The sequence below is a fragment of the Victivallis sp. genome, from assembly GCF_048170485.1.
In the GTDB taxonomy this organism is placed as follows: Bacteria; Verrucomicrobiota; Lentisphaeria; order Victivallales; family Victivallaceae; genus Victivallis.
Window position 1 is genome coordinate 12,748 of the sequence record NZ_DBEXAY010000271.1, and the last position, 19,500, is coordinate 32,247.

Here is a 19,500-nt window from a genome sequence, read left to right on the forward strand (position 1 = left end):
AGTAAAAATAGCGCGAAAACGGGAAAATTGCCAGTTCCGGCAGGAAAAAAGAAAGGATTTCAGGGAATGATGTTCGATCTCGAAAAAGCGTTGCAGTCGGCCAATACGATCCGGATGCTTTCCGCGGAAGCGATTCAGAAAGCGAAGTCGGGCCATCCGGGCATGCCGCTGGGCTGCGCGGATTTCGCGTTCACGCTGTGGTACAAGTACATGCGTCACAACCCGAAGAATCCCAACTGGCTCGGTCGCGACCGCTTCATCCTTTCCGCCGGACACGGTTCGATGCTGGAGTACAGCCTGCTCCACCTCTTCGGCTACGGGCTTTCGATGGAGGAGATCCGCAACTTCCGCCAGTGGAACAGCCGCACCCCGGGCCATCCGGAGTACGGCCACACCGCCGGCGTCGACATCACCACCGGTCCGCTCGGCAGCGGATTCGCCTCCGGCGTCGGCATGGCGATCGCCAAGCGCTACTTCGCCGCCAAGACCGGGCTGGAGGAGTCCGGGCTGATGAACAACCGCATCTTCATCATCGCCGGCGACGGCTGCATGATGGAGGGGTGCACCTCGGAAGCCGCCTCGCTCGCCGGCCACCTCGCCCTCGATGAACTGGTGGTCTTCTACGACGACAACAGCATCACCATCGAAGGCGGAACCAATCTCGCCTTCTCCGAAGATGTCGCCGCCCGGTTCGCCGCCTACAACTGGCGGGTCATCCGGCTGGACAACGCCAACAGCATCGCCAAATGCGACGCCGCGCTGGCCGAGGCGCTCCGCTCCGACGGCCGTCCGACGCTGGTGATCGGCAAGACCAGCATCGGCTACGGCGCGCCCAACAAGCAGGGCAAATCCAGCGCCCACGGCGAACCGCTCGGCGAGGAGGAGGTCGAGGCGCTCCGCCGGAACCTCGGCATGCCCGCCGAACCCTTCACGGTGAGCGACGAGGTGCGCGCCTTCTGCGACGCCCGCGTCGCGGAGCTGGAGAAGGAGGCCGCCGAATGGGAGGCGAAATACCAGAAGTTCCTCGAAGCCGATCCGGAGCGCGCCGCGCTGATCATGAGCTACGTCAACCGCACCGTGCCGGAAAATATCGCCGAAGAGCTGCTCAAGGTCGCTCCGGTCGACAAGCCGGTCGCCAGCCGCGCCTCCTCCGGAGCGGTGCTGCAGCGGGCGGCGGCGCTGGTTCCGTCGCTCTTCGGAGGGGCCGCCGACCTCGCGCCCTCGACCAAGACCAACATCAAGGACGGCGGCGACTTCTCCGCCGACAACCGCGCCGGGCGGAACATCCACTTCGGCATCCGCGAGCTGGCGATGGGGCTGGCCGGGAACGGTATGGCGCTCTTCGGCACCGCGATTCCCTACACCTCGACCTTCTTCGTCTTCTCGGACTACATGAAGCCGGCGATCCGCCTCGCCGCACTGCAGAATCTGCATGAGATCTACGTCTTCACCCACGACTCCTTCTACGTCGGCGAAGACGGCCCGACCCACGAGCCGATCGAACAGATCGCGATGCTCCGCACCATTCCGAACCTGACGGTGATCCGGCCGGCCGAAGCGCACGAAGTGGCGCAGGCGTGGGCGGTCGCGCTTCAGGCGAAGGGACCGGTCGCGCTGCTGCTCACCCGGCAGGATCTCGCTCCCTACGACGCCGAAACCGCGGCGAAGGTCGACGTCGCCCGCGGCGCGTTCGTGGTCAGCGACGACGAGGAGTTCGACATCGTCCTGGTCGCGACCGGCTCCGAAGTGAACCTCGCGCTCGGCTCCGCGAAACTCCTGCGGGAGAAGGGGGTCGGCGTCCGGGTGGTCTCGATGCCGTCGCAGGAGCTCTTCTTGCAGCAGGATGAGGCCTATCAGGAGGAGATCCTCCCGAGCTGGTGCCCCTGCTACGTCTCGATCGAAGCCGGAACCACCTACGGCTGGCAGCGCTTCATCGGCCGCGACGGCCTCGCCATCGGCCTCGACCACTTCGGCGCGTCGGCTCCCTACAAGAAGCTCGCCGAGGAGTTCGGATTCACGCCGGAGGGGGTCCTCGCCCGCATTCAGGATCACTTCGTCTGCTCCGACGAGGAGGATGACGAGTGCGGTTGCGGCTGTGACTGCGACTGCGAGTGTGACTGCGACTGCGACGACAAGGAGTAACGGAAAAACAGCGGTTTTCGCGACCGGGATCTGCCGGAGGGAGGTTCCGCCCCCTCCGGAATCCCCGGAGAACAGGAGGGATTCATGAGAAAGTTGACCCGAAGCTGGCAGATCTTCCGCAAATCTCTCACTCTGATCGGGAAAGAGAAGAAACTGCTGATCTTTCCCCTCCTCTCCGCCTGCGCGATGCTGCTGTTGCTCGTCTTCATCATCGCCGGCATTGCCGGCGTGATCTGTTTCGCCGCCAACGGTTCGCCGGAAGGGGTGCAAGCCGCCTTCGCCGACTCCGGCACGGAGGAGGGGAATCCGGCGCTGAATGCGGTCGCTTTCGCGATCTTCGCACTGGTCTATCTCTTCTGCATGACAGTGGTGAACTTCTGCAACACCGCCTTCTTCAGCGAGATCCTGCGGGGGCTCGGCGGGGAGAACGTCTCGGTTTCCCGCGGTTTCGGCTACGCCCTCTACCGGCTGAAGGCGATTTTTCTCTGGTCATTGCTCGCTTCGACGGTCGGCATCGTGCTGAGCGTGCTGGAGCGGCGCGCCGGGCTGGTCGGCCGCATCGTGCTCAAACTCATCGGGGTGGTCTGGGCCGTTGCGTCGGTCTTCGCCATCCCGGCGCTCGTCTGCGACGCGGAGCTCACCAACCCCTTCACGGCATTGAAGCGCTCCGCGTCGATCATCCGCCGCACCTGGGGGGAGACCCTCATCGGCTTTGCCGGATTGCACGTCATCACCGGGGTCGGCGTGTTCCTCTTTTTCCTCGCGGTCTTCGGGGTGGGGGCTCTGGTCGGCGCGGCCGGTGGCGGCGCCGTTCCGGTGATCGCCGGGACGAGCGTTGGAATATTGCTCTTCCTCTGTCTTTTCGCCTTCTGTTATCTGGTGAGTGTCGCCGAAAAGGTCTACATCGCCTCGCTCTATCTCTACGCGACCGATTACGACGAATACAACCTTTTCGACGAAGAGGAGCTCGCCGCGGCGTTCCGCTCCCGGAAATAGAACGCCCTAGCCGAGCAGCAGAAGCAATCCCGAATTCGGCGGCATCTCCAGCGTACCGGCGCGCCACGTCGCGTTACTGTCGGAGCGCTGGTCCAGCAACTGCCGCCCCGCGGGCAGAACCAGCGCGCCCTTGAACGGTTCCGGCTGGTTGTTGACCGCGATGAGCGCGGTGCGCCCGTCGGCGAAATGGTGTTCGGTGAGCTGAAGGAACGGTGACGGCGACTCCGCCAGCCGCCGGGGATGAAGGATCTCCCGGTAGAGCTTCCACGCATCGGTTTCGAATCCGCCGATGGTGTTCGCCGCCGCCGCTTCGAGCGGGAAGTTGAAAAGATAGACCACCCCTTTGCCGAACCGGTGGCGGAAGAAGGCGGGGTTGCCGTCCGCCTCGCGCCCGAGAATCTCCGCACCGTACGAATTCATCCGGTAGCGGATGCGCCGGGGCAGGGTGAACGAGAACCCGGCGTCGAAACGGAACTCCGGCCGGTCGTCCGTCACCCGGCGGTCGCGGACTCCCGCGCCGAAGACGTCGTCGATGCCGGAGAGGATGGTGTCGTTGAGCGAGAGATAGAGCGTCGCCCCGTTGCGGACCCGTTCGAGCAGTGTTTCCCAGCCGCGCACCGAAAATCCCGCCCGGCCCGCGGCGGAGGGGAGAAAGTAGCACGCCGCTTCCGGCAGCTCCTGCCGGGCGTGACGGAAGGCGAGGTGAATTCCCGCCTGCCGGGCGAGCAGATAGGTGCCCAGCGCGGTGTGTTCATCGGTGACGACGGCGACCGCGTCCGGCTCCCGGGCCGGGAGTGCGTCGAAGGGCAGGCCGTCGAGGAAGTTCCGGAAGTCGCGCAGAACCTCCGCCGTCGGATGCGGCGTGCGGTCCGAAGCGAAGAGGCCGTGTTCCAGCCCCGGCTCCTTCCAGTCATAGGGGGCGATCGCCTGTTTCTCCTGATCGAAGGCGCACCACCAGAGCAGGCCGCGCCGGTCCTCGCTCCAGAGGTTCCACAGAATCGAGCGGAGCGAGGCGGCGAGCACCTCGTAACTGCCGACGATCGGCCGCCAGGTGCCGGTCTCCTCGACGAAGCAGGGTTTGCCGCCGATGTCGCCCGAGAGCCGGGCGAGAAACGCCGCGTGGTGGAGGTTGCGGATGCGGTTGAACTCCTCGCCCCCGTAGGCGGAATCCCACAGCGCGTAGGGGTGGACCGAGAGCAGGTCGCTCCACTCCGCCTGATCCTCGATCCGCCACGTTTCGTCACAGCTTTCGCCGAAGCCGGTGACGCTGACGCCGATGATCGGCCGGGTCGGGTCACAGCTGCGGATGGTGCTGTGGATGAGAGCCGTCCAGCTCCACGCGCCGGCGGAGGAGTCGATCTTCCCGAGCAGGTTGGTTTCGTTGCCGGACTCCCACGCCGCGATGGCCGGATGGTGCTTCATGCGGTTGACGAAACAGCGCAGATAGCGCACCTCCCACTGGAGCGCGAAGGGATCGCGGTAGAGGTCGAGCCCCTCCAGCGCCGGCGGCACGAAGAGTCCGAAGGTCATCTGCCCGGTCAAAGGGCAGACGATCAGCTTCATGCCGTACTTCTGCGCGAGGTCGGCGAAGGTTTCGAACCGTTCCAGCATGACCTCATCCACGCCGGCCCGTCCGGCCTCGGTGTCGGGGAGCGGGTCGTCGCCGAACCGGACCTCCTTGAACCGCCCGCCGACGGCGTCGCTGTGGGCGGAGCGGAGCTGGCGGATCGGTTGAAAGTCCGGCCAGAAGGGGAAACAGCGCAGCAGTTGCACACCGTACTTCGCCAGCGCGGCGAGATCCGCTTCTATCGAAGCGGCATCCCAGTTTCTCCACATGTGAATCGCCTCTTTCGAGGCCCAGAAGTTGACGCCGGTGGCAAACCGGCCCGACGGAACGGGGAATGAATCCATGATGTTTCCTTGCGGACAGAATGTGCTTACTTTGCGGGCGAAGGGGGGAGGATCAGCACGAGCCGGCCGTTGCCGGAGAGCGTGCACCGCCGCCGGACGAAGGGGAGAAACGCGCTCTCGCCCGCCGAAAGCGGCACGCCGTCGAGCGACACCCGTCCTTCGACGCAGAGCGCGATGTGGAAACACTCCTCCGGGAACTCCACCGTGCGTTCGCCGTCGACCCGCAGCTCCTGCGCCTCGAAGAAGCGGACCTTTTCGCGGTCGATCAACCGGTTCCAGCCGGGGGCAACCGGTTCGGGGCGCGGCAGGGAGAGCGCCCGGATCTCCGCTTCACTGCGGGGCTTGTATTCGAAGAGGTTGAGCGCGGTTTCCGGTGCGAGTCCGCCGAACCGTTTCTCCGGGGCGATCTCCCGCTCGCCGCAGCGCGCCTCGGGGTTGATGGTGAGGTCGGAGGGCTCCATCACTTCGACCATCGTGATGCCGGGGCCGATGGCGTGCGGCAGTCCGCCCCAGACGATGACGACCTCGCCGGGTTTGACCGGGATCTTGTGCATCATCCCCAGTCCGCGTTCATAGACGCCCGCCAGGGATTCGCGGCGGAACACCGCCTCGTCGAGCGTTTCGTTGAAGCCGCAGTAGACGTAGGCGCCGGGGCGGCAGGCGAGGATGATCCACGCCTCGGTTTTGCCGAAGTCGGCGTGGAAGTAGCGCTTTGCATCCGGCACGGTCGGGTGGACCTGAACCGGCAGCCGGATGGCCGAGTCGAGAAATTTGGTCAGCACGGCGGGATTGGCGCCGTAGCGGGCGAAGTGGGCTTCTCCGAGCAGGTCGGCGGGATATTTCTCGAGCAGGTCGAGAAAGCGGACCTCCTCCCCGTCGATCCGGACCTTGCTCAACCCGTGCCCCGGCGCCTGAAATTCGCGGGTGTTGCCTTCGATGCAGGAGGCGATCCAGTCCTCCGGATAGTAGCCGTCGGCGGGATTGGTTTCGCCGCGCATCCGGTCGATGCCGCTGCCGCCGAGATAGAGGCGGCGAACCCGGTTCGGAAGGAACTTCAGAATTGCATCCATGGTCAAACTTTCTCCTGAATTGTTGCTGTCACGCTCAAATTTCCGCTGTTTAGTATACCGCCGCCGCCGCGAAAAAAAATGGAGAAAGTGCGCATAATCTTGTAGAAAACGAACCTGGCGCGAGGCGGCCGCTCAACTTCAGTTGATCGAATCGAAAACGTACTGCGGCCGGAAATCCCCCCGGGCGGCGAGCGCCTGCTCCTGCGAGGTGATGCCGGTGAGCACCAGTGCGGAGACCATGCCCGACCGGTTCGCGCCGCGGATGTCGCTGGCGAGCGAATCGCCGAGCATCAACAGCTCCGACGGCTCCGGATGGATGCCGAACCGCCGTTCCAGCTCGCGGAAGGCGTGGCGGTAGATCGCCGGATAGGGTTTGCCGAGGTAGAAGATCCTGAGCTCGATGCCGAACTCCCGGAGCAGGTGTTCAATGCAGCGCGCCTGCCCGCCGGCGCCGATGCAGATGCCGCCGGAGACCGGGTCCGGCCAGCAGAGGTCGGGATTGGGCACGATGAACGGCCGCTCCGGGTGGCGGCGGAAGAAGTTCACCGCCGCCTCCCAGCTGCCGCGCCAGTCGTAGCGCCCCTCGCCCATGATGACCCCGGCGCAGTGGTCGATGCAGCCCGGATCGCGCTCGAGCTGGAGACAGCGGATGGTGCCGAGACTGCCGATGGCGAAGAAGGTGCGTCCGCGCCAGTCGTTCTCCTCGGCCGCGGTGTCGAGCGCCGCGAGGCAGGAGATGAATTCCTCCGGGCGGGCGGGGAGTCCGGCGCGGCAGAGGAAGGAGCACTTCTGCTCCATCGTATGGTCGCCGTCGTTGGTGAGAAAGCAGAGCGGAATTCCGGCGGCGCGGACCGAACCGAGCAGCTCCGCCGCGCCGGGCAGCTGCCGCGGACCGCACACCAGCGTGCCGTCGATGTCGAATACAATTCCCTTGAAGCGGTGCGCTTCGCGGTTCCAGAATTCCAGAAATTTCATCGCCCGTTCTCACTTCCGGGCCGGATTCCCCGGCCGTTCTCTTAAAATAGCCCGATAAAGCGGAAATTTCCACCCGGCGCACTTGATAAACCGGCCGGTTCCGGGTATTGTATGAGGAAACAAGATTCAGATGGGAGTTCCGTTTTGATGGAGTGGAAACAACTGTTGTCCCCGCACCGCGTCGGCAGTTCGAAGCCCGGCGTGATCACGCAGGACCGTTCGCCGTTTCAGCGCGATTTCGACCGGATTGTCTTTTCGGGGGCGTTCCGGCGGCTGCAGGACAAGACCCAGGTGTTTCCGCTGGTCAAGACCGACTACGTCCGCACCCGGCTCACCCACAGTCTGGAGACCAGTTCGGTCGGCCGTTCGCTCGGTACCGCGGTCGGGGTGGAGATCTGTAAAAACTTCGACACCGCCGGAGCGCAGCCGAGCGACATCGGCGCCGCCGTCGCCGCCGCCGCCCTCGCCCACGACATCGGCAACCCGCCGCTCGGGCACGCGGGCGAGGAGGCGATCCGCTACTGGTTCACCCACTCTCCGGTCGCCTGCGCCATGCGCGATGTGATGAATGAGGACGAGGCCGCCGACATCGAGCGATACGAGGGCAACGCGCAGGGGTTCCGGGTGCTGACCCGCCTTGAAATGCCCGACCAGAGAGGGGGGATGCAGCTCACCTGCGCCACATTGGCGGCCTTCGCGAAGTACCCGAGCGCGTCGCGGGTCGAGGTGAAGCCCTCCGGCGTGGCGGGCAAGAAGTTCAACTTCTTCCGCGAGGAGCAGGAGTTTTTCGCCGAGGTCGCCGAACACACCGGAATGATTCCGGCCGGCCCCTGGGCGTGGCAGCGCCATCCGCTCGCCTACCTGGTCGAGGCGGCGGACGACATCGCCTACCGGATTGTCGATTTCGAAGACGGCCAGCGGCTCGGGCTGATCGACTATCAGGAGCTGGAGCGGCTCTTTCTGGAGATCATCGATTCGGAGCGTTCCGCGGAGTACGTCGCGACCATCGCTTCGCCGATCCGCAAGGCGGAGTTTCTGCGCGCGCAGGTGATCGGCCGCCTGGTGCGCGAAGTTTCGGCGATCTTTCTTGAACACCACGACGAACTGCTCGCCGGGACACTGCCGCGGCCGCTGCTCGATTACGTCTCCTGCCAGGAGCCGCTGAAGCGGATTCAGAACCGGAGCACCCGCGACATCTACAACCACCGGCAGGTGGCGGAGGTGATCGGGGCCGGATTCGAACTGGTCTCCGGCATGCTGGACATCTTCGTGCCCTGCGCCAACGAGATGGCGCTGGAGCGGACCGGGGGCAAGAGCGCCTCGTTCCGGAGCCGCCGGATTTCGGCGCTGCTGCCGGATCTGGAGCAGCACCTCGCCGACGAGGAGTGGTGCCGGAACGGCTACCGGCGTCTGCTCACCGTGCTCGACTACGTCTCGGGCATGACCGACTCCTACGCGGTCTCGCTCTACCAGAAGCTCAAGGGGATCTCGATCTGACCGGCCGCCCATGCGGGGCCGGAGTGATCCGGGGTGCGGTTCACCGGCGGATTCCGCCGAGCCGTTCGAGCCCGAGCAGGGCGGCGTAGAGGACGTTGACCGAACTGCACGAACAACTTCTCCGGTAGTCCGGGCGGCAGAACGCCTTCAGAAAACGGCGGATCAACGGCTCCCTCACCGGCCGCCCGGGCGCCAGCAGCAGGCCGGTCATCAGATTGCCCGGAATCCGCACCAGATTGAAGAGATCGTGAAACCCCGGCGTCTGGCCGCAGCGCAGATCGAGTTTGCCATACGAAACGACGCCGCCGTCGGACCGGTGCACCAGCCGCAACGCCGTCGAATTCCGCCACGCGGTCGCCGGAATCGACCAGGTGCCGCGCCACTTCTCCAGTTCCGGGAGAAAGGTGCTGCACAACATCTCCTCGGTGACATCGCCGATTTCGCGGGCGATGGCGGAGAATTCCGGGCGTGGATCGAGCTCGTGGCAGAGGGCGAGCGTCAACAGAAACTGCGAGAGTTCGAAGTGGTTCCAATCCTCTTTGGGTTCGGCGGCGCGGCGGAGCGCCCGGTCGATCCTCCGGTCGTAACACGCCCGCCAGTGTGCGTCGCCCGAGAGGGCCCACGCCGCGAGGTAGAACATCGGCAGCCGGAGAATCTCGTGCGGCAGGACCTGATCCATCTGCAGCAGGGGGTCCGGCACGCCGTCGAGGGTGAGGTAGCTGTATTGATTTTCCGGAACGACCTCCCGCTCGCCGCGGGCGGCGAGCTTCACGACCAGGGAACGGATCTTCTCCCGCTCCGGCTCCGTGGCGACGTCGCTGCGGAAGTAGCGCCACAGCCCCCAGACCCAGAAGGTCAGCTGGTCGCGCGACGAACAGCTGTAACAGCTTGTGCCGTCCCGGTGGGAGACACTGCGGACCACGTAGCCTTCGCGGCCGTGCACGGTGGCGCAGAGCTCGAGTCCGCGCAGCAGTTTTGCGGCGAATGCGCGGCACTCCTCCGCGGCTTCCGGGAAGAGCCGGGCGCGGAGAAGCGCCGCGTGGATCATGATTCCTCCGTTGAGCGCGCTGTCCTCCATCCCGGTGGCGTAGCCGCGCGGATTCGGGAAATCGTGTTCGATCTCCTCCGGAAACGGCAGAAAATCGAAACGGTCCTCCCCGAGCGAGCCGAGGTAGTCGTAGAGGAGATTGGTGCGTTCGCAGAAGAGCAGACCGCGGATCTGCTCTTCTGCGGCATTCAGCGAGGCGAGAAGCTCCGGCGGGGCCGGAAAAGAGATCGGTTTCATGAAGTGAATTTTCTCAGCAGAAAGGTTATGATTTTCGAGAGGTTCTCCGCTCACAGCGGGTCGACGCCGAAAAGCGCGAATTTGACGCTCTTGTTGGTCTGTTCCTTCAACTGGGTCCGGGAGGCCATTTGTACATGCCCGTCCCCATATGCGGTCGACACGGAGTTCTTGTTGTGGATGATCCAGGGATTGGCCCCCCAGGTGCCGACGTCGCCGCCGAAAAAGACCGCCTTGGGGCCGTTGTTCATCACCCCTTTCCGTTTGCTGTCGATCAGCAGAACAAAACGGCTGGGGGAGCGCAGCTGCTTGAAATTCAGAAGCGTGTCGTTGGTGGTCATCCCCGGGGCCGTCATCTTGATCGAACCGCTCAGGTCGCCGTTCCGCCAGCTGCCGAGGTAGTTCAATCCGTAGCAGTTGTTCCGGATGAAGTAGGTGCTCGCCAGATTTTCGGCGGTCGCGAGATCGCTTTCCGGACAGAGGGCGACATGCCGGTTGCCGGTGCGCAGGAAACCGCCTTTCATCAGGGCACCCGCATAGTTCTCCACCCCCACTCCGCTTGCGGGGATGCTCTCCCGGTAATCCGATGCATAGAGCAGAATCAGCTGATTCATCGTCTTTAAGTTGTTGTTGCAGGCGGCGGTCTTGCCCCGCTGTCTCGCCTTGTTCAGCGCCGGCAGCAGCAGACTGGCCAGAATCGCGATAATCGCGATGCAGATCAGGAGTTCGATCAGGGTAAACGCGCGGCGGAACCGCGTCTCCAGAGGTGTGCGGATCATGATTCAACCTTTCCTGTTAAATGGCATCTTCGTATGGGCAATTGATTCTTTCCTGTTCTACCAGCGGTAATAGCGGTATGGATCGTCCGAGGCGATCGGGATGTCCGGATAGAAACGCTCCTCCGGGACCATCGAGAGGGTCACCGTCGACGGCAGATCCCCGGGATATTGCCGCTTCTCCTGCGAAATCTTCACCACATTCTTCTCCGGATGGAGCAGGGCGGCCGGCACGACGAACCGGCGGGAGAGCCCCCGTTTGCTTCCGGCAATGTTGATCGTGCGTTCCGGAATCTTCCGGCCGTTGACCTCCACCGCGAGGGAGCGCGAAGGCGAGGAGACCGAGAGAAGCGCATCGCTGCTCCGGCGGAGAACTTCCGGCGCGACATCGAAGGTGTTGCTGTGCTCTTCGACCCGCTTTTCGCCGGAGGCGGTTTCGGAACTCTTCCAGCGGCCGGAGAACGCCACGCCGCGTTCCCGTTTGAGCTGGCGGCGGTGCTCCCGGTCCAGCCTTCTCCAGGCGTCGAACCGGTCCGCGGCGCCGAGATTGCGGAGCAGCCGCGAAATGAGATAATGGTTTCTGCGGCGGCTGGTCCGGTATTGAAAATCGGTTTCGTTCATCATCCACGGCGCCACCTGGAGCACCACCACGCTCCCTTTGCCGAGCCGGAGGGCCTGCAGGGCCGTTCCGCCGTTGGAGCGGCCGGTGAATCCGGCGAACTCCAGCTCAATCCGGCAGTGCAGATCGGCGTTGGAGATTCCGCGGAACTCCGGAACCGCCCCGAGATCCCCGACGAAGTCGGAGAAGCGCTTTTCAACTCTTGTCTCGAACCTGCCGGGGAAGAGACGGTTCAGCTCCTCCTGCGACAGCGCGAGGGCGAAGACGTTCAGCCCCCGCTGGACCGCGCCGGTCAGGTCGCCCAGTCCGGTGCCGGAGGAGACGACCAGCACGCCGGATTCCGGAACCGCCGCGCAGGGCTGAAACGCGACGCCCAGATCCTCCAGCAGCTGCGCCGCCCTCTTCCCGCCGCTGAACCAGGTCGGCCGGGCGGGCTGTATCCGGGCGGAATCCAGCCGGCAGAGCAGCCGGCGCAAGAGCTCGTCCGCCTCCGGCTCACTCTGCGTCCGGCCGGAAAGATCGAACTGGGAGAAGATGGCGATGCCGTTTCCGCTTCTCCATTCGACCGCGGGGGTGTACTGCAGGTCGAAGCCGCACTGCATCAGCGGCAGGAAATCGCCGATGACCGGCTTCTCCAGCGGAACACTGCAGACGTTGCCCCGGTTGCCCGCCCGCCACGCCCGGGTATTGGAAAATCCCTGCCAGTTCCAGACCGGGTCCTGCCGCTCCCATCCGGGCAGGGCAAGTTCCGGCGGCGTCAGCGTGGAGGCCCCCCGCCAGTCGCGGACCAACTTCGCCGTGAAATCGGCAACCAGCGGGAAGACGGTGCGGATTCCGTACTCGTTGCTGCGGAATCCGAATTTGGCGAGTCCGGCGGAGTCCTGTTCCAGCACCAGCAGCCGTCCGCCCCGCCGCATCTTCTCCGCCAGCGGCAGCGGACAGCCGGGCAGTGCCTGACGGCCGACGACCAGCAGATCGATCTCATCCAGATCGGCATCGCTCTTCACGGTCCGGAAGGGCACGCCCAGACGCCGGAGCGCCGCCTCACTCCGCTTCTGCGGATCATACAACCCGACCCGCGACTGCAGCCGGAGCGACGGGGCGGAGGCGACCAGATCGATCTGGAAGCGGTCGCTCCGCTCCTCCCCGTTGTCGAAACGGACCGTCGCCTCGATGGGGAGCGACCGCTCCCGGCAGCTCGCCGGAATCGGAAAGGTCACCGGGAGGTCGCGCCGGGTGCCGGGCGGCAGAGAGAGTTCGCTCCGCTCCTCCAGGCCGAGCGCCGGAACGCGCCAGCGGACCTCCGCATTCCGCACCCGCCGGGAATCGTTCAGGATCACAATCGTCTTTTCGATGGTTTCACCGGGGCGGAAGGTGTGGGATTGTTCGGTCACGTCACCGGGTTTGCCGCCGATCCAGGCGATCAGCTCCCGCAGGTTCGGCAGCCCCGCTTCGCCGACCCGGCTGACGGTGTAACTGCCGTATCCGTCGGCCGGATAACCGCCGCCGCGCCGGGTGCGGTCCGGCACGATTCCCGGCTGTTTCAGATTCCGGAAACGGTCCGGATGAAGCTGTTCGTCAACCTCGTTCCGGCAGCGCCAGAATTTGCCCTGATCCCAGGGGAGGATGGCGGAGACGCCACGGGCGCGCATATCCCGGTAGTTCTTCCCGATCATCGCGGCGATCACCTCGTCGCCGTCCTCGTTGGCGGAAAATCCGCCGATCTCGCCGTACTGAACCGGCCGGTTTCCGGCGCAGAGGCGGCTCTGCCGTTTGTAGCGGATCTCCTTGAGCCGGGAGCTGCGGTACGCCTTTTCGCCCAGAATCGCCGCGTTGTACTCGTTGAACCACATGCACTGCACACTCCGGACGCGCCAGATGAAGTCGGGCCCGCGGTAGCTCGACCACGAGGCGATGTGCGGATTGCCCCACTCCACCAGCATGAGCGGCTTGACGCCGGACCGCTCCCAGTGCTCGAACCAGTCGCTCCGCTCCTGTGCCGGAACCCAGTTGAGGTAGCAGTTGATGGAGAAGATGTCGCCGAGATTGCCCGATTCATGGTGGTAGACCGGCCGGGAGGGATCCAGCTGTTGGATGAGCTTCGCCGAGAGCAGCGCCTGGCGCCGGTTTTTGTAATCGACGGCGTTGGCCCTCTTCATGAATGGATCCGGGGCGTAGACGCCGTCGATCTTCTGCGGATTCTGGTCGCCGTAATAGCCGGTTGCGTTGTGGTTGACCGCGTACAGAACCACGCCGGGAACGTTCTGGAACCGCCGGATCAGAAATTCCGCCATCTTCCGGTAGCGCTGTTCGTTTTTCTTCAAATCCCATTCGAAATCCTTGATGTGCGGCAGCGTCAGCGAAGTGAGCACGCCGGCGCGGGAGCTCTGGAGGTAGAAATCATCCTGATAGCCGACCATGCCGGGCGTGAAGAAGTAGTTGTAGGCGATCAGGTGGTTGAACCCGTTCTGTTTCGCCCGTTCGGCGTAGCGGCGCGTGGCGGCGGCGCTGGAGTGGTCGGCGCCGTCCCGCATGGCGGAGCTGCACAGACTGCGCAGATGGATCACCGACCCGTTCAGCATGAAGTTTCTGCCGTCGATCCAGAACTCCCGGAAGCCGAACTGTTGCGGCAGAAACGCATCCAGCGTGGCACCGTCCGCCGCTTTCAGGCGGAGATTGGCGGTGTAGAGGTTCTCCGGCGTATCGGTGTCCCAGAGGTGTTCGGCGAGCCAGTCGGCCGAGAATTGGATGCGGAACGGCCCCTCTCCGGATGGAATCCGGAAGCGTTTTGACTTCACCTGCTTGACCACCTCGTCATTCCAGAGAATCTCCGCTTCGAGGGTGTAGTCGCCGCCGCTCCCGGAGAGGCCGGTGTCGAAGGTGATCTCTTTCCGGCGGAAGCTGGTGAGGATGTGCACGTCGGTGATGGCCGCATGGAGCGGCTCCGCATGCAGATAGACGTCGCCGGTGATGCCCCGGTTGCTGATGGTCTTCGCCGCCTTGTGCTGCCGGTCCGGCGCCATGAAGACGCTGTCGCCGCTGCCGGAGGCCACGGCGGAGACCAGAATCGCCAGCTCATGGTTCCTGCCGGGGGTGACGAAGCGGGTGAGGTCGATTTTCCCGCCGGGGAAGTAGAGGTCGCCCGCGGGTTTCCCGTCGACGAAGATGCGTCCGGCGGTCTGGAGCATAGTGATTTCCAGCAGAACTCTCCGATTTCTCCAGCCGTCGGGGATGGTGATGGTACGCCGGTACCACGCCGAAACCAGCGCCGCGGGATTTCCTCCCGGGAACCGTTTCGCATCCAGTCCGTAAACCATCGTGCTGTCGCCCGGCTGGTTCTTTTTTTTGCCCATGCCGGGCCAGATGCCCGGGACCTTGAAGAATCCCCACCCGGAATGTTCCGCAGGCATCCTGCGGGCCGTCTCCGCGGTCAGGACCGGGTAGAACTGCCACAGTCCGTTCAAAGAGACGATCTCCCGGGTCGAAGTGGTCCGGCGCCAGGCGTCGGCCATGCTCCAGTTTTCCTCCAGCGACAGGCCGTTGGGCGGCGGCGCGTCGCGCAGCGAATTTTCGTCCGCGGCGAATCCCGGCAGAAACAGAAGCGTCATCGCGCAGATAAAAAGAAGTTTTCTAATCATGGAAATCTCCGTTTGATGAATGAATTCTATTTATATTTTATGCCAAAAGTCGTTGCATGTCAATACAGCACCGATTATATTATATCGTGAAACGGTTAAAATATATATGGAAAATTAACATCATGCAGTATCCGCGGAAAACAATCACGGCCGACCGGGAGGAGTTTCTGCCGGAGACCGTCACCCATCAGGAGGCGGGGGAGCAGCGACTGACGGTACACCGCCGGAACAGCCGGCTCTACTACCTCTATCTGCCGCCGGAAATACGGGAGATGGTATACGTGGAAAATTTCTTCGAAACCCACTGGCTCAAACGGGCGCGGTTCCATCGGCGGAACGTCCCCTGGCCCTCGGTGGAGTTTGTGCGCGAAGGGGCGCTGCGGGTGGAGACGCGCGAATGGGAAACACCGCGGATTGTCCATGCCGGGAGTCTGTTGTGGATTCCTCCGGTCTGCGAGGCGACGCTGAGTCCCGGGCCGGAGGGATTCTGCCGCAAAGTATCGCTGACACTGGGCGGAGCGCTTCTTCCCGCCTGGCAGCGGGCGAACGGCTTTGACCGCTGCCGGATTCTGCCGGAGATCGACCGGAAGGAGTTCGAGTTGCTTCTGGAGGAGTTCCGACTGCTCTACGAACAGCAGACGGAACAGGCGCTGCGGGAAAACGGCGTGGCAACCTGGCGGCTGCTGCAGTTTCTGCAGTCGCCCTATCCGGTGCGGGAGATTCCCGAGCGTTTTTTGAAACTGCGGGAGAAGATCCGCCACAATCTCCACCGTCCTCTGACCCTGGCGGAGCTGAGCCATGATGCGCAGTGCACGAAGATCCATCTGGTGCGGGAATTCCGGAAATACTTCGGCGAGCCGCCGCATCGGATGCTGCGCGGGATGCGCATGCGTCTGGCCGCCACCATCCTGCTGCAGAGGCCGGAACTCTCGATCAAAGAGGTTGCCGCGCAAGTCGGATATGAAAGTGCGCTGATCTTCTCCTCGGAATTCAAACGGTACCACGGGGAATCGCCGCGGAACTTTCGAAACGGAGTGACCGCATCTGCGGCCGGGAGGGAAGTTTGAAAGAAGGCTCTTGAAAAAGGGTAGTGTCCGATTTTTGCACACATTTGTTTTGCATATCTCTACGGCTGAGCCTGTGCCCTGGTTAAGCGCGGTCAGCGCCGCGAGCGGGATTCCCACAGCAACTCGGCCTTCTCACGGGCACAAGTGCGGTCAGCATTTTCCCCCGCACCCCAGCCTTCTCACGGGAACAAGCGTGGTCAGTATTTCCCCCCCGCAACCCAGCCTTCTCACGGGAACAAGCGTGGTCAGCATTTTCCCCCGCAACCCGGCTTTCTCACGGGAACAAGCGCGGTCAGCGCCGCGAGCGCATGTGAGAGAACTGCTTTGCGTTTCGCAAAGCAGCAAGGAGCAATTGCGACGCAGTCGAACGGAGTCGAGCGCAGCCCCTCCGGCGATTGAGGAGTTGGCGGGCGAAGCCCGACAAGTAAGGCCCGCGAGGGCCGCGTGCGGATCAGTATCAACCGACTTTGGTCTTCTCACGGGCGGGGAGGTCTGGAGGGCGACCGGCCCTCCAGCTCCCTCGACGATCATTTTCTCTCGGAAGTTCGAATATCCGCCTCCGCCCTGACCGCGCACCGCAGAAGTCGGAATTTTCCGCCACGGTACCGTCTCGCCCAGCATTTCCACATTCCGCCCCTCCCCCGCCCGTATCCTGCAGGAGCTTGTCAATATGACACCGTACAAATTTTTTGACAGGTTCGCAAGGATTTTTGCGATAAAACCAGATTTTCAACTTGAACGGAAGCACAACCGGCACTATAGTATGCCGTATTGGATCCGTAGCTCAGTCGGTTAGAGCAGGTGACTCATAATCTCCGGGTCCTCGGTTCAAGTCCGGGCGGATCCACCACTTTTCCCCTGACGTTCCGTCGGCAAAACGCTTTTTCTGCGAAAAAAATGAAAGCTCCCATTGTATTTGTAAACTCACGGCAGTACATTACAAACATCACTATGAAATCGTTTCATAACAGAGAAAAAATCAAAGAGGGTAAAGATGGCTTTGGTTCGCTGTGCTTCCAATCCGGTCCTGTCGGCAAAGGACGTTCCGTTCGATGCCTCACTGATCTTTAATGCGGGCGTGTGCAAATATCAGGGGCGGTATGTCATGGTGTTCCGCAACGACGCCGGATTTTCGCCGGACGGCAACTGGGGAAAAACCTGGACCAATCTTGGCATTGCATACAGCAACGACGGCGTGAAATGGGAGGTGAATTCGAAACCGTGGAAGGCGGCGGCTGATCTTGTCGCCTCTGATCCGGAAATCCTCCGCGTGTACGATCCCCGTCTGACGGTGATCGACGGCCGTTGCTACCTCTGTTTTGCGGTGGATACCCGACACGGGGTGCGGGGAGGAATCGCCGTCACCGAGGATTTCGAAACGCTCGAAGTGCTCTCGCTCTCCGCGCCGGACAACCGCAACATGGTGCTTTTCCCGGAGAAGTTTAACGGGAAATTTGTCCGTCTGGAGCGCCCCTTCCCCGAGTACAGCCGTGGTTATAAGGAAAAATTTGACGTCTGGTCGAGCCTTTCGCCGGACTGCCGCTATTGGGGAGATACCCGTCTGGTGCTCGGCATGGAGGATGTTCCCTTCGCCAACGCCAAGATCGGTCCGGCGGCTCCGCCGATCCGCACCCCGGCCGGCTGGCTGGCAACCTTCCACGCCACCATCAAGAATCCCGATCTCCGCCTGAACGGCTGGGAGAAATACGGCTGGTTCAAGGAATATGTTGCAGGTCTGATGCTGCTCGATGCGGAAAATCCGCAGAAGGTAATCGGTCTTGCGCCGGAACCGTTGCTTCGCGCAGAAGCGAAGTATGAGCTGGAAGGATTCCGCGGCAGTGTGATCTTCCCCGGCGGAATGATTCTTGAAGAGAGCGGGGAAGTCAAAATCTACTATGGAGGCGCCGATACTGTCGAATGTCTCGCCACAGCATCGCTGGAAGATCTGTTGGCGATGATCCAGCCGGTCACGTTCAGTCACTGACGAATCGGTATTTTTTAACAACACGGGGAACCGCTTTCTCCGGGGAAAATCCCGGAGGAAGCGTGTTCCCCTTCTTTTAAAATTCCCGGATGATGCTATATTAACTTTTTGAATAACCCGCAACAGCTGGAGTCCTCACTGAAATCATGGCTGCAAGTAAATATCAGATCGACATGTGCCACGGGCCGTTGTTCGGGAAGATCGTGCTCTTCTCTCTGCCGCTGATGTTCACCTATATCCTTCAACTGCTGTTCAATGCGGCGGATCTGATCGTCATCGGCCACTACGCTCCGCATGAAGCGATGGCGGCGGTGGGTGCAACGATGAACCTGAACTCGCTGGTTATCAATATTTTCATTGGAATTTCCATCGGCGCAAACGTGCTGGCGGCACGCTATTTCGGCGCCCGCGACCGGCGCAGCATCACCCGGACGGTGCAGACGACCATGACCGTGGCGCTTTTCGGCGGAATCCTGCTGATGATCGTCGGATTGCTGGTGGCGCGGCCGCTGCTGATTCTGATGGATACGCCGGAAAATATCCTGCCGCAGGCGTGCACCTACATCAGGATCTGTTTCTGCGCAATTCCCTGCATCATGCTCTACAACTTCGGCTGTGCGATTCTGCGGGCGGTCGGAGACACCAGACGCCCGCTCTTCTTTCTGGTGATCGCCGGCGTTATCAACGTATTGTTGAATCTCTTCTTTGTGATCGTCTGCGGCATGGAGGTGGCGGGCGTCGCGTTGGCGACGGCGATTTCTCACGCAATCTCCGCAGGGCTGATTCTGCGTACCCTCTCCGTCACCCGCGAGGCCTACCGGTTCAACCTGAAAAAACTGTATGTGGACTGGAAAATCTTCTTTGAAATGCTCAAAATCGGCATTCCTGCCGGCGTGCAGAGTTCCTGCTTTGCGATTTCCAACATGATCATTCAGTCTTCGATCAATTCGTTCGGCTCGCTGGCGATGGCGGGGATGACGGCGGCGCTCGGCGTGGAGGGAATCGTCTACGTCGGCTCCTTCTCCTTTCATCAGACCGCGATCTCCTTCGTGGCGCAGAACCTCGGCGGGAAAAAGTTCAAACGCATCCAGCGCAGTCTCTTCAACTGCTTTTTCTGCGCCTGCCTGTGCAATCTGATCCTGGGCGAAGGATTCTATCTCTTCGGCGAACAGGTGCTCCGGATTTTCAACCCGAATCCGGAGGTGATCGCCTGGGGACTGCTCCGCATGAAGATGCTGTTTACCACCTACTTCCTCTGCGGAATCATGGATGTCGCCAGCGGCGGGTTACGCGGACTGGGCTACTCCTTCCTCTCGGCGGTCATCACGCTCTTCGGCGCCTGCGTCTTCCGGGTGTGGTGGGTGTTCGAAATCTTCCCCCACTACCGGACGATGGAGAATCTTCTGCTCTCCTACCCGATCTCCTGGCTGCTGGTCGCCATCCTCAACAGCACCCTGCTCTACTGGGTCTGCCGGAGGCTCTTCCGGGCACAGCGATGGAAAGGCGGCAGAATCGGAGGCGCGAAGCGCCCGGCGGTGTAGTT

The 19,500-nt window shown here is 62.7% G+C and carries 12 protein-coding genes and 1 tRNA gene; 7 read left to right on the top strand and 6 right to left on the bottom strand.

Translation table 11 applies throughout. The features are described from left to right. Nucleotides 1–66: 66 nt before the first annotated feature. Both tkt and ACMLHG_RS14030 read left to right on the top strand, forming a co-directional pair. Complete coding sequence (gene tkt / locus ACMLHG_RS14025; protein WP_294434755.1) at nucleotides 67–2,142, top strand: transketolase; 2,076 nt, start codon at nucleotides 67–69, stop codon at nucleotides 2,140–2,142. A gap of 84 nt (nucleotides 2,143–2,226) precedes the next feature. After that, a complete protein-coding gene (locus ACMLHG_RS14030; RefSeq protein ID WP_417170895.1) occupies nucleotides 2,227–3,138 on the top strand; it encodes a DUF6159 family protein in 912 nt (303 codons plus the stop codon). Between the two features lie 6 nt (nucleotides 3,139–3,144). Here the strand turns inward: ACMLHG_RS14030 and ACMLHG_RS14035 are convergent, their stop codons facing one another. The 3 genes from ACMLHG_RS14035 to ACMLHG_RS14045 form a co-directional block, all read right to left on the bottom strand. Next, a complete protein-coding gene (locus ACMLHG_RS14035; RefSeq protein WP_417170896.1) occupies nucleotides 3,145–5,049 on the bottom strand; it encodes a glycoside hydrolase 5 family protein in 1,905 nt (634 codons plus the stop codon). A 26-nt stretch (nucleotides 5,050–5,075) separates the two neighbouring features. After that, nucleotides 5,076–6,119, bottom strand: coding sequence for a class I mannose-6-phosphate isomerase (locus ACMLHG_RS14040; protein ID WP_295808267.1), 1,044 nt, complete (start codon nucleotides 6,117–6,119; stop codon nucleotides 5,076–5,078). Nucleotides 6,120–6,257: 138 nt separating this feature from the next. Next, nucleotides 6,258–7,094, bottom strand: coding sequence for an HAD-IIA family hydrolase (locus ACMLHG_RS14045; protein ID WP_295808269.1), 837 nt, complete (start codon nucleotides 7,092–7,094; stop codon nucleotides 6,258–6,260). 147 nt (nucleotides 7,095–7,241) lie between these two features. On the opposite strand from ACMLHG_RS14045, the gene ACMLHG_RS14050 reads away from it, so the two are divergent. After that, on the top strand, nucleotides 7,242–8,591 hold the full coding sequence (locus ACMLHG_RS14050) for a deoxyguanosinetriphosphate triphosphohydrolase (RefSeq protein ID WP_294434746.1): 1,350 nt from the start codon (nucleotides 7,242–7,244) through the stop codon (nucleotides 8,589–8,591). Between the two features lie 40 nt (nucleotides 8,592–8,631). Here the strand turns inward: ACMLHG_RS14050 and ACMLHG_RS14055 are convergent, their stop codons facing one another. Genes ACMLHG_RS14055 through ACMLHG_RS14065 form a run of 3 tightly spaced genes read right to left on the bottom strand, consistent with a single transcriptional unit; the run spans nucleotide 8,632 to nucleotide 14,906 of the window. Beyond that, on the bottom strand, nucleotides 8,632–9,876 hold the full coding sequence (locus ACMLHG_RS14055) for a hypothetical protein (RefSeq protein WP_295808272.1): 1,245 nt from the start codon (nucleotides 9,874–9,876) through the stop codon (nucleotides 8,632–8,634). 50 nt (nucleotides 9,877–9,926) lie between these two features. Further along, nucleotides 9,927–10,652: a prepilin-type N-terminal cleavage/methylation domain-containing protein gene (locus ACMLHG_RS14060; protein WP_295808275.1), complete on the bottom strand. Its 726-nt coding sequence runs from the start codon at nucleotides 10,650–10,652 to the stop codon at nucleotides 9,927–9,929. A 57-nt stretch (nucleotides 10,653–10,709) separates the two neighbouring features. Next, the gene (locus ACMLHG_RS14065; RefSeq protein WP_417170897.1) at nucleotides 10,710–14,906 is read right to left on the bottom strand and encodes a sugar-binding domain-containing protein; all 4,197 of its coding nucleotides are present in this window, start codon (nucleotides 14,904–14,906) and stop codon (nucleotides 10,710–10,712) included. Between the two features lie 122 nt (nucleotides 14,907–15,028). Here ACMLHG_RS14065 and ACMLHG_RS14070 point away from each other — a divergent pair, with 122 nt between their 5' ends. The 4 genes from ACMLHG_RS14070 (at nucleotide 15,029) to ACMLHG_RS14085 (ending at nucleotide 19,498) form a co-directional block, all read left to right on the top strand. Then, nucleotides 15,029–15,973 carry a helix-turn-helix transcriptional regulator gene (locus ACMLHG_RS14070; RefSeq protein ID WP_417170898.1) on the top strand — a complete coding sequence of 315 codons (945 nt, stop codon included), beginning with the start codon at nucleotides 15,029–15,031 and terminating at the stop codon, nucleotides 15,971–15,973. Nucleotides 15,974–16,746: 773 nt separating this feature from the next. Beyond that, nucleotides 16,747–16,823: transfer RNA gene (locus ACMLHG_RS14075), tRNA-Ile, on the top strand. Between the two features lie 144 nt (nucleotides 16,824–16,967). Beyond that, nucleotides 16,968–17,957, top strand: a complete 990-nt coding sequence (locus ACMLHG_RS14080; RefSeq protein ID WP_294435230.1) for a glycoside hydrolase family 130 protein — start codon at nucleotides 16,968–16,970, stop codon at nucleotides 17,955–17,957. A 146-nt stretch (nucleotides 17,958–18,103) separates the two neighbouring features. Continuing rightward, on the top strand, nucleotides 18,104–19,498 hold the full coding sequence (locus ACMLHG_RS14085; RefSeq protein WP_417170899.1) for an MATE family efflux transporter: 1,395 nt from the start codon (nucleotides 18,104–18,106) through the stop codon (nucleotides 19,496–19,498). Nucleotides 19,499–19,500: the final 2 nt, after the last annotated feature.

Coding starts and splice junctions, on each gene's coding strand:
- tkt (WP_294434755.1), top strand. CDS start 67: ATGATGTTCGATCTCGAAAAAGCGTTGCAGTCGGCCAATACGATCCGG.
- ACMLHG_RS14030 (WP_417170895.1), top strand. CDS start 2,227: ATGAGAAAGTTGACCCGAAGCTGGCAGATCTTCCGCAAATCTCTCACT.
- ACMLHG_RS14035 (WP_417170896.1), bottom strand. CDS start 5,049: ATGGATTCATTCCCCGTTCCGTCGGGCCGGTTTGCCACCGGCGTCAAC.
- ACMLHG_RS14040 (WP_295808267.1), bottom strand. CDS start 6,119: ATGGATGCAATTCTGAAGTTCCTTCCGAACCGGGTTCGCCGCCTCTAT.
- ACMLHG_RS14045 (WP_295808269.1), bottom strand. CDS start 7,094: ATGAAATTTCTGGAATTCTGGAACCGCGAAGCGCACCGCTTCAAGGGA.
- ACMLHG_RS14050 (WP_294434746.1), top strand. CDS start 7,242: ATGGAGTGGAAACAACTGTTGTCCCCGCACCGCGTCGGCAGTTCGAAG.
- ACMLHG_RS14055 (WP_295808272.1), bottom strand. CDS start 9,876: ATGAAACCGATCTCTTTTCCGGCCCCGCCGGAGCTTCTCGCCTCGCTG.
- ACMLHG_RS14060 (WP_295808275.1), bottom strand. CDS start 10,652: ATGATCCGCACACCTCTGGAGACGCGGTTCCGCCGCGCGTTTACCCTG.
- ACMLHG_RS14065 (WP_417170897.1), bottom strand. CDS start 14,906: ATGATTAGAAAACTTCTTTTTATCTGCGCGATGACGCTTCTGTTTCTG.
- ACMLHG_RS14070 (WP_417170898.1), top strand. CDS start 15,029: ATGCAGTATCCGCGGAAAACAATCACGGCCGACCGGGAGGAGTTTCTG.
- ACMLHG_RS14080 (WP_294435230.1), top strand. CDS start 16,968: ATGGCTTTGGTTCGCTGTGCTTCCAATCCGGTCCTGTCGGCAAAGGAC.
- ACMLHG_RS14085 (WP_417170899.1), top strand. CDS start 18,104: ATGGCTGCAAGTAAATATCAGATCGACATGTGCCACGGGCCGTTGTTC.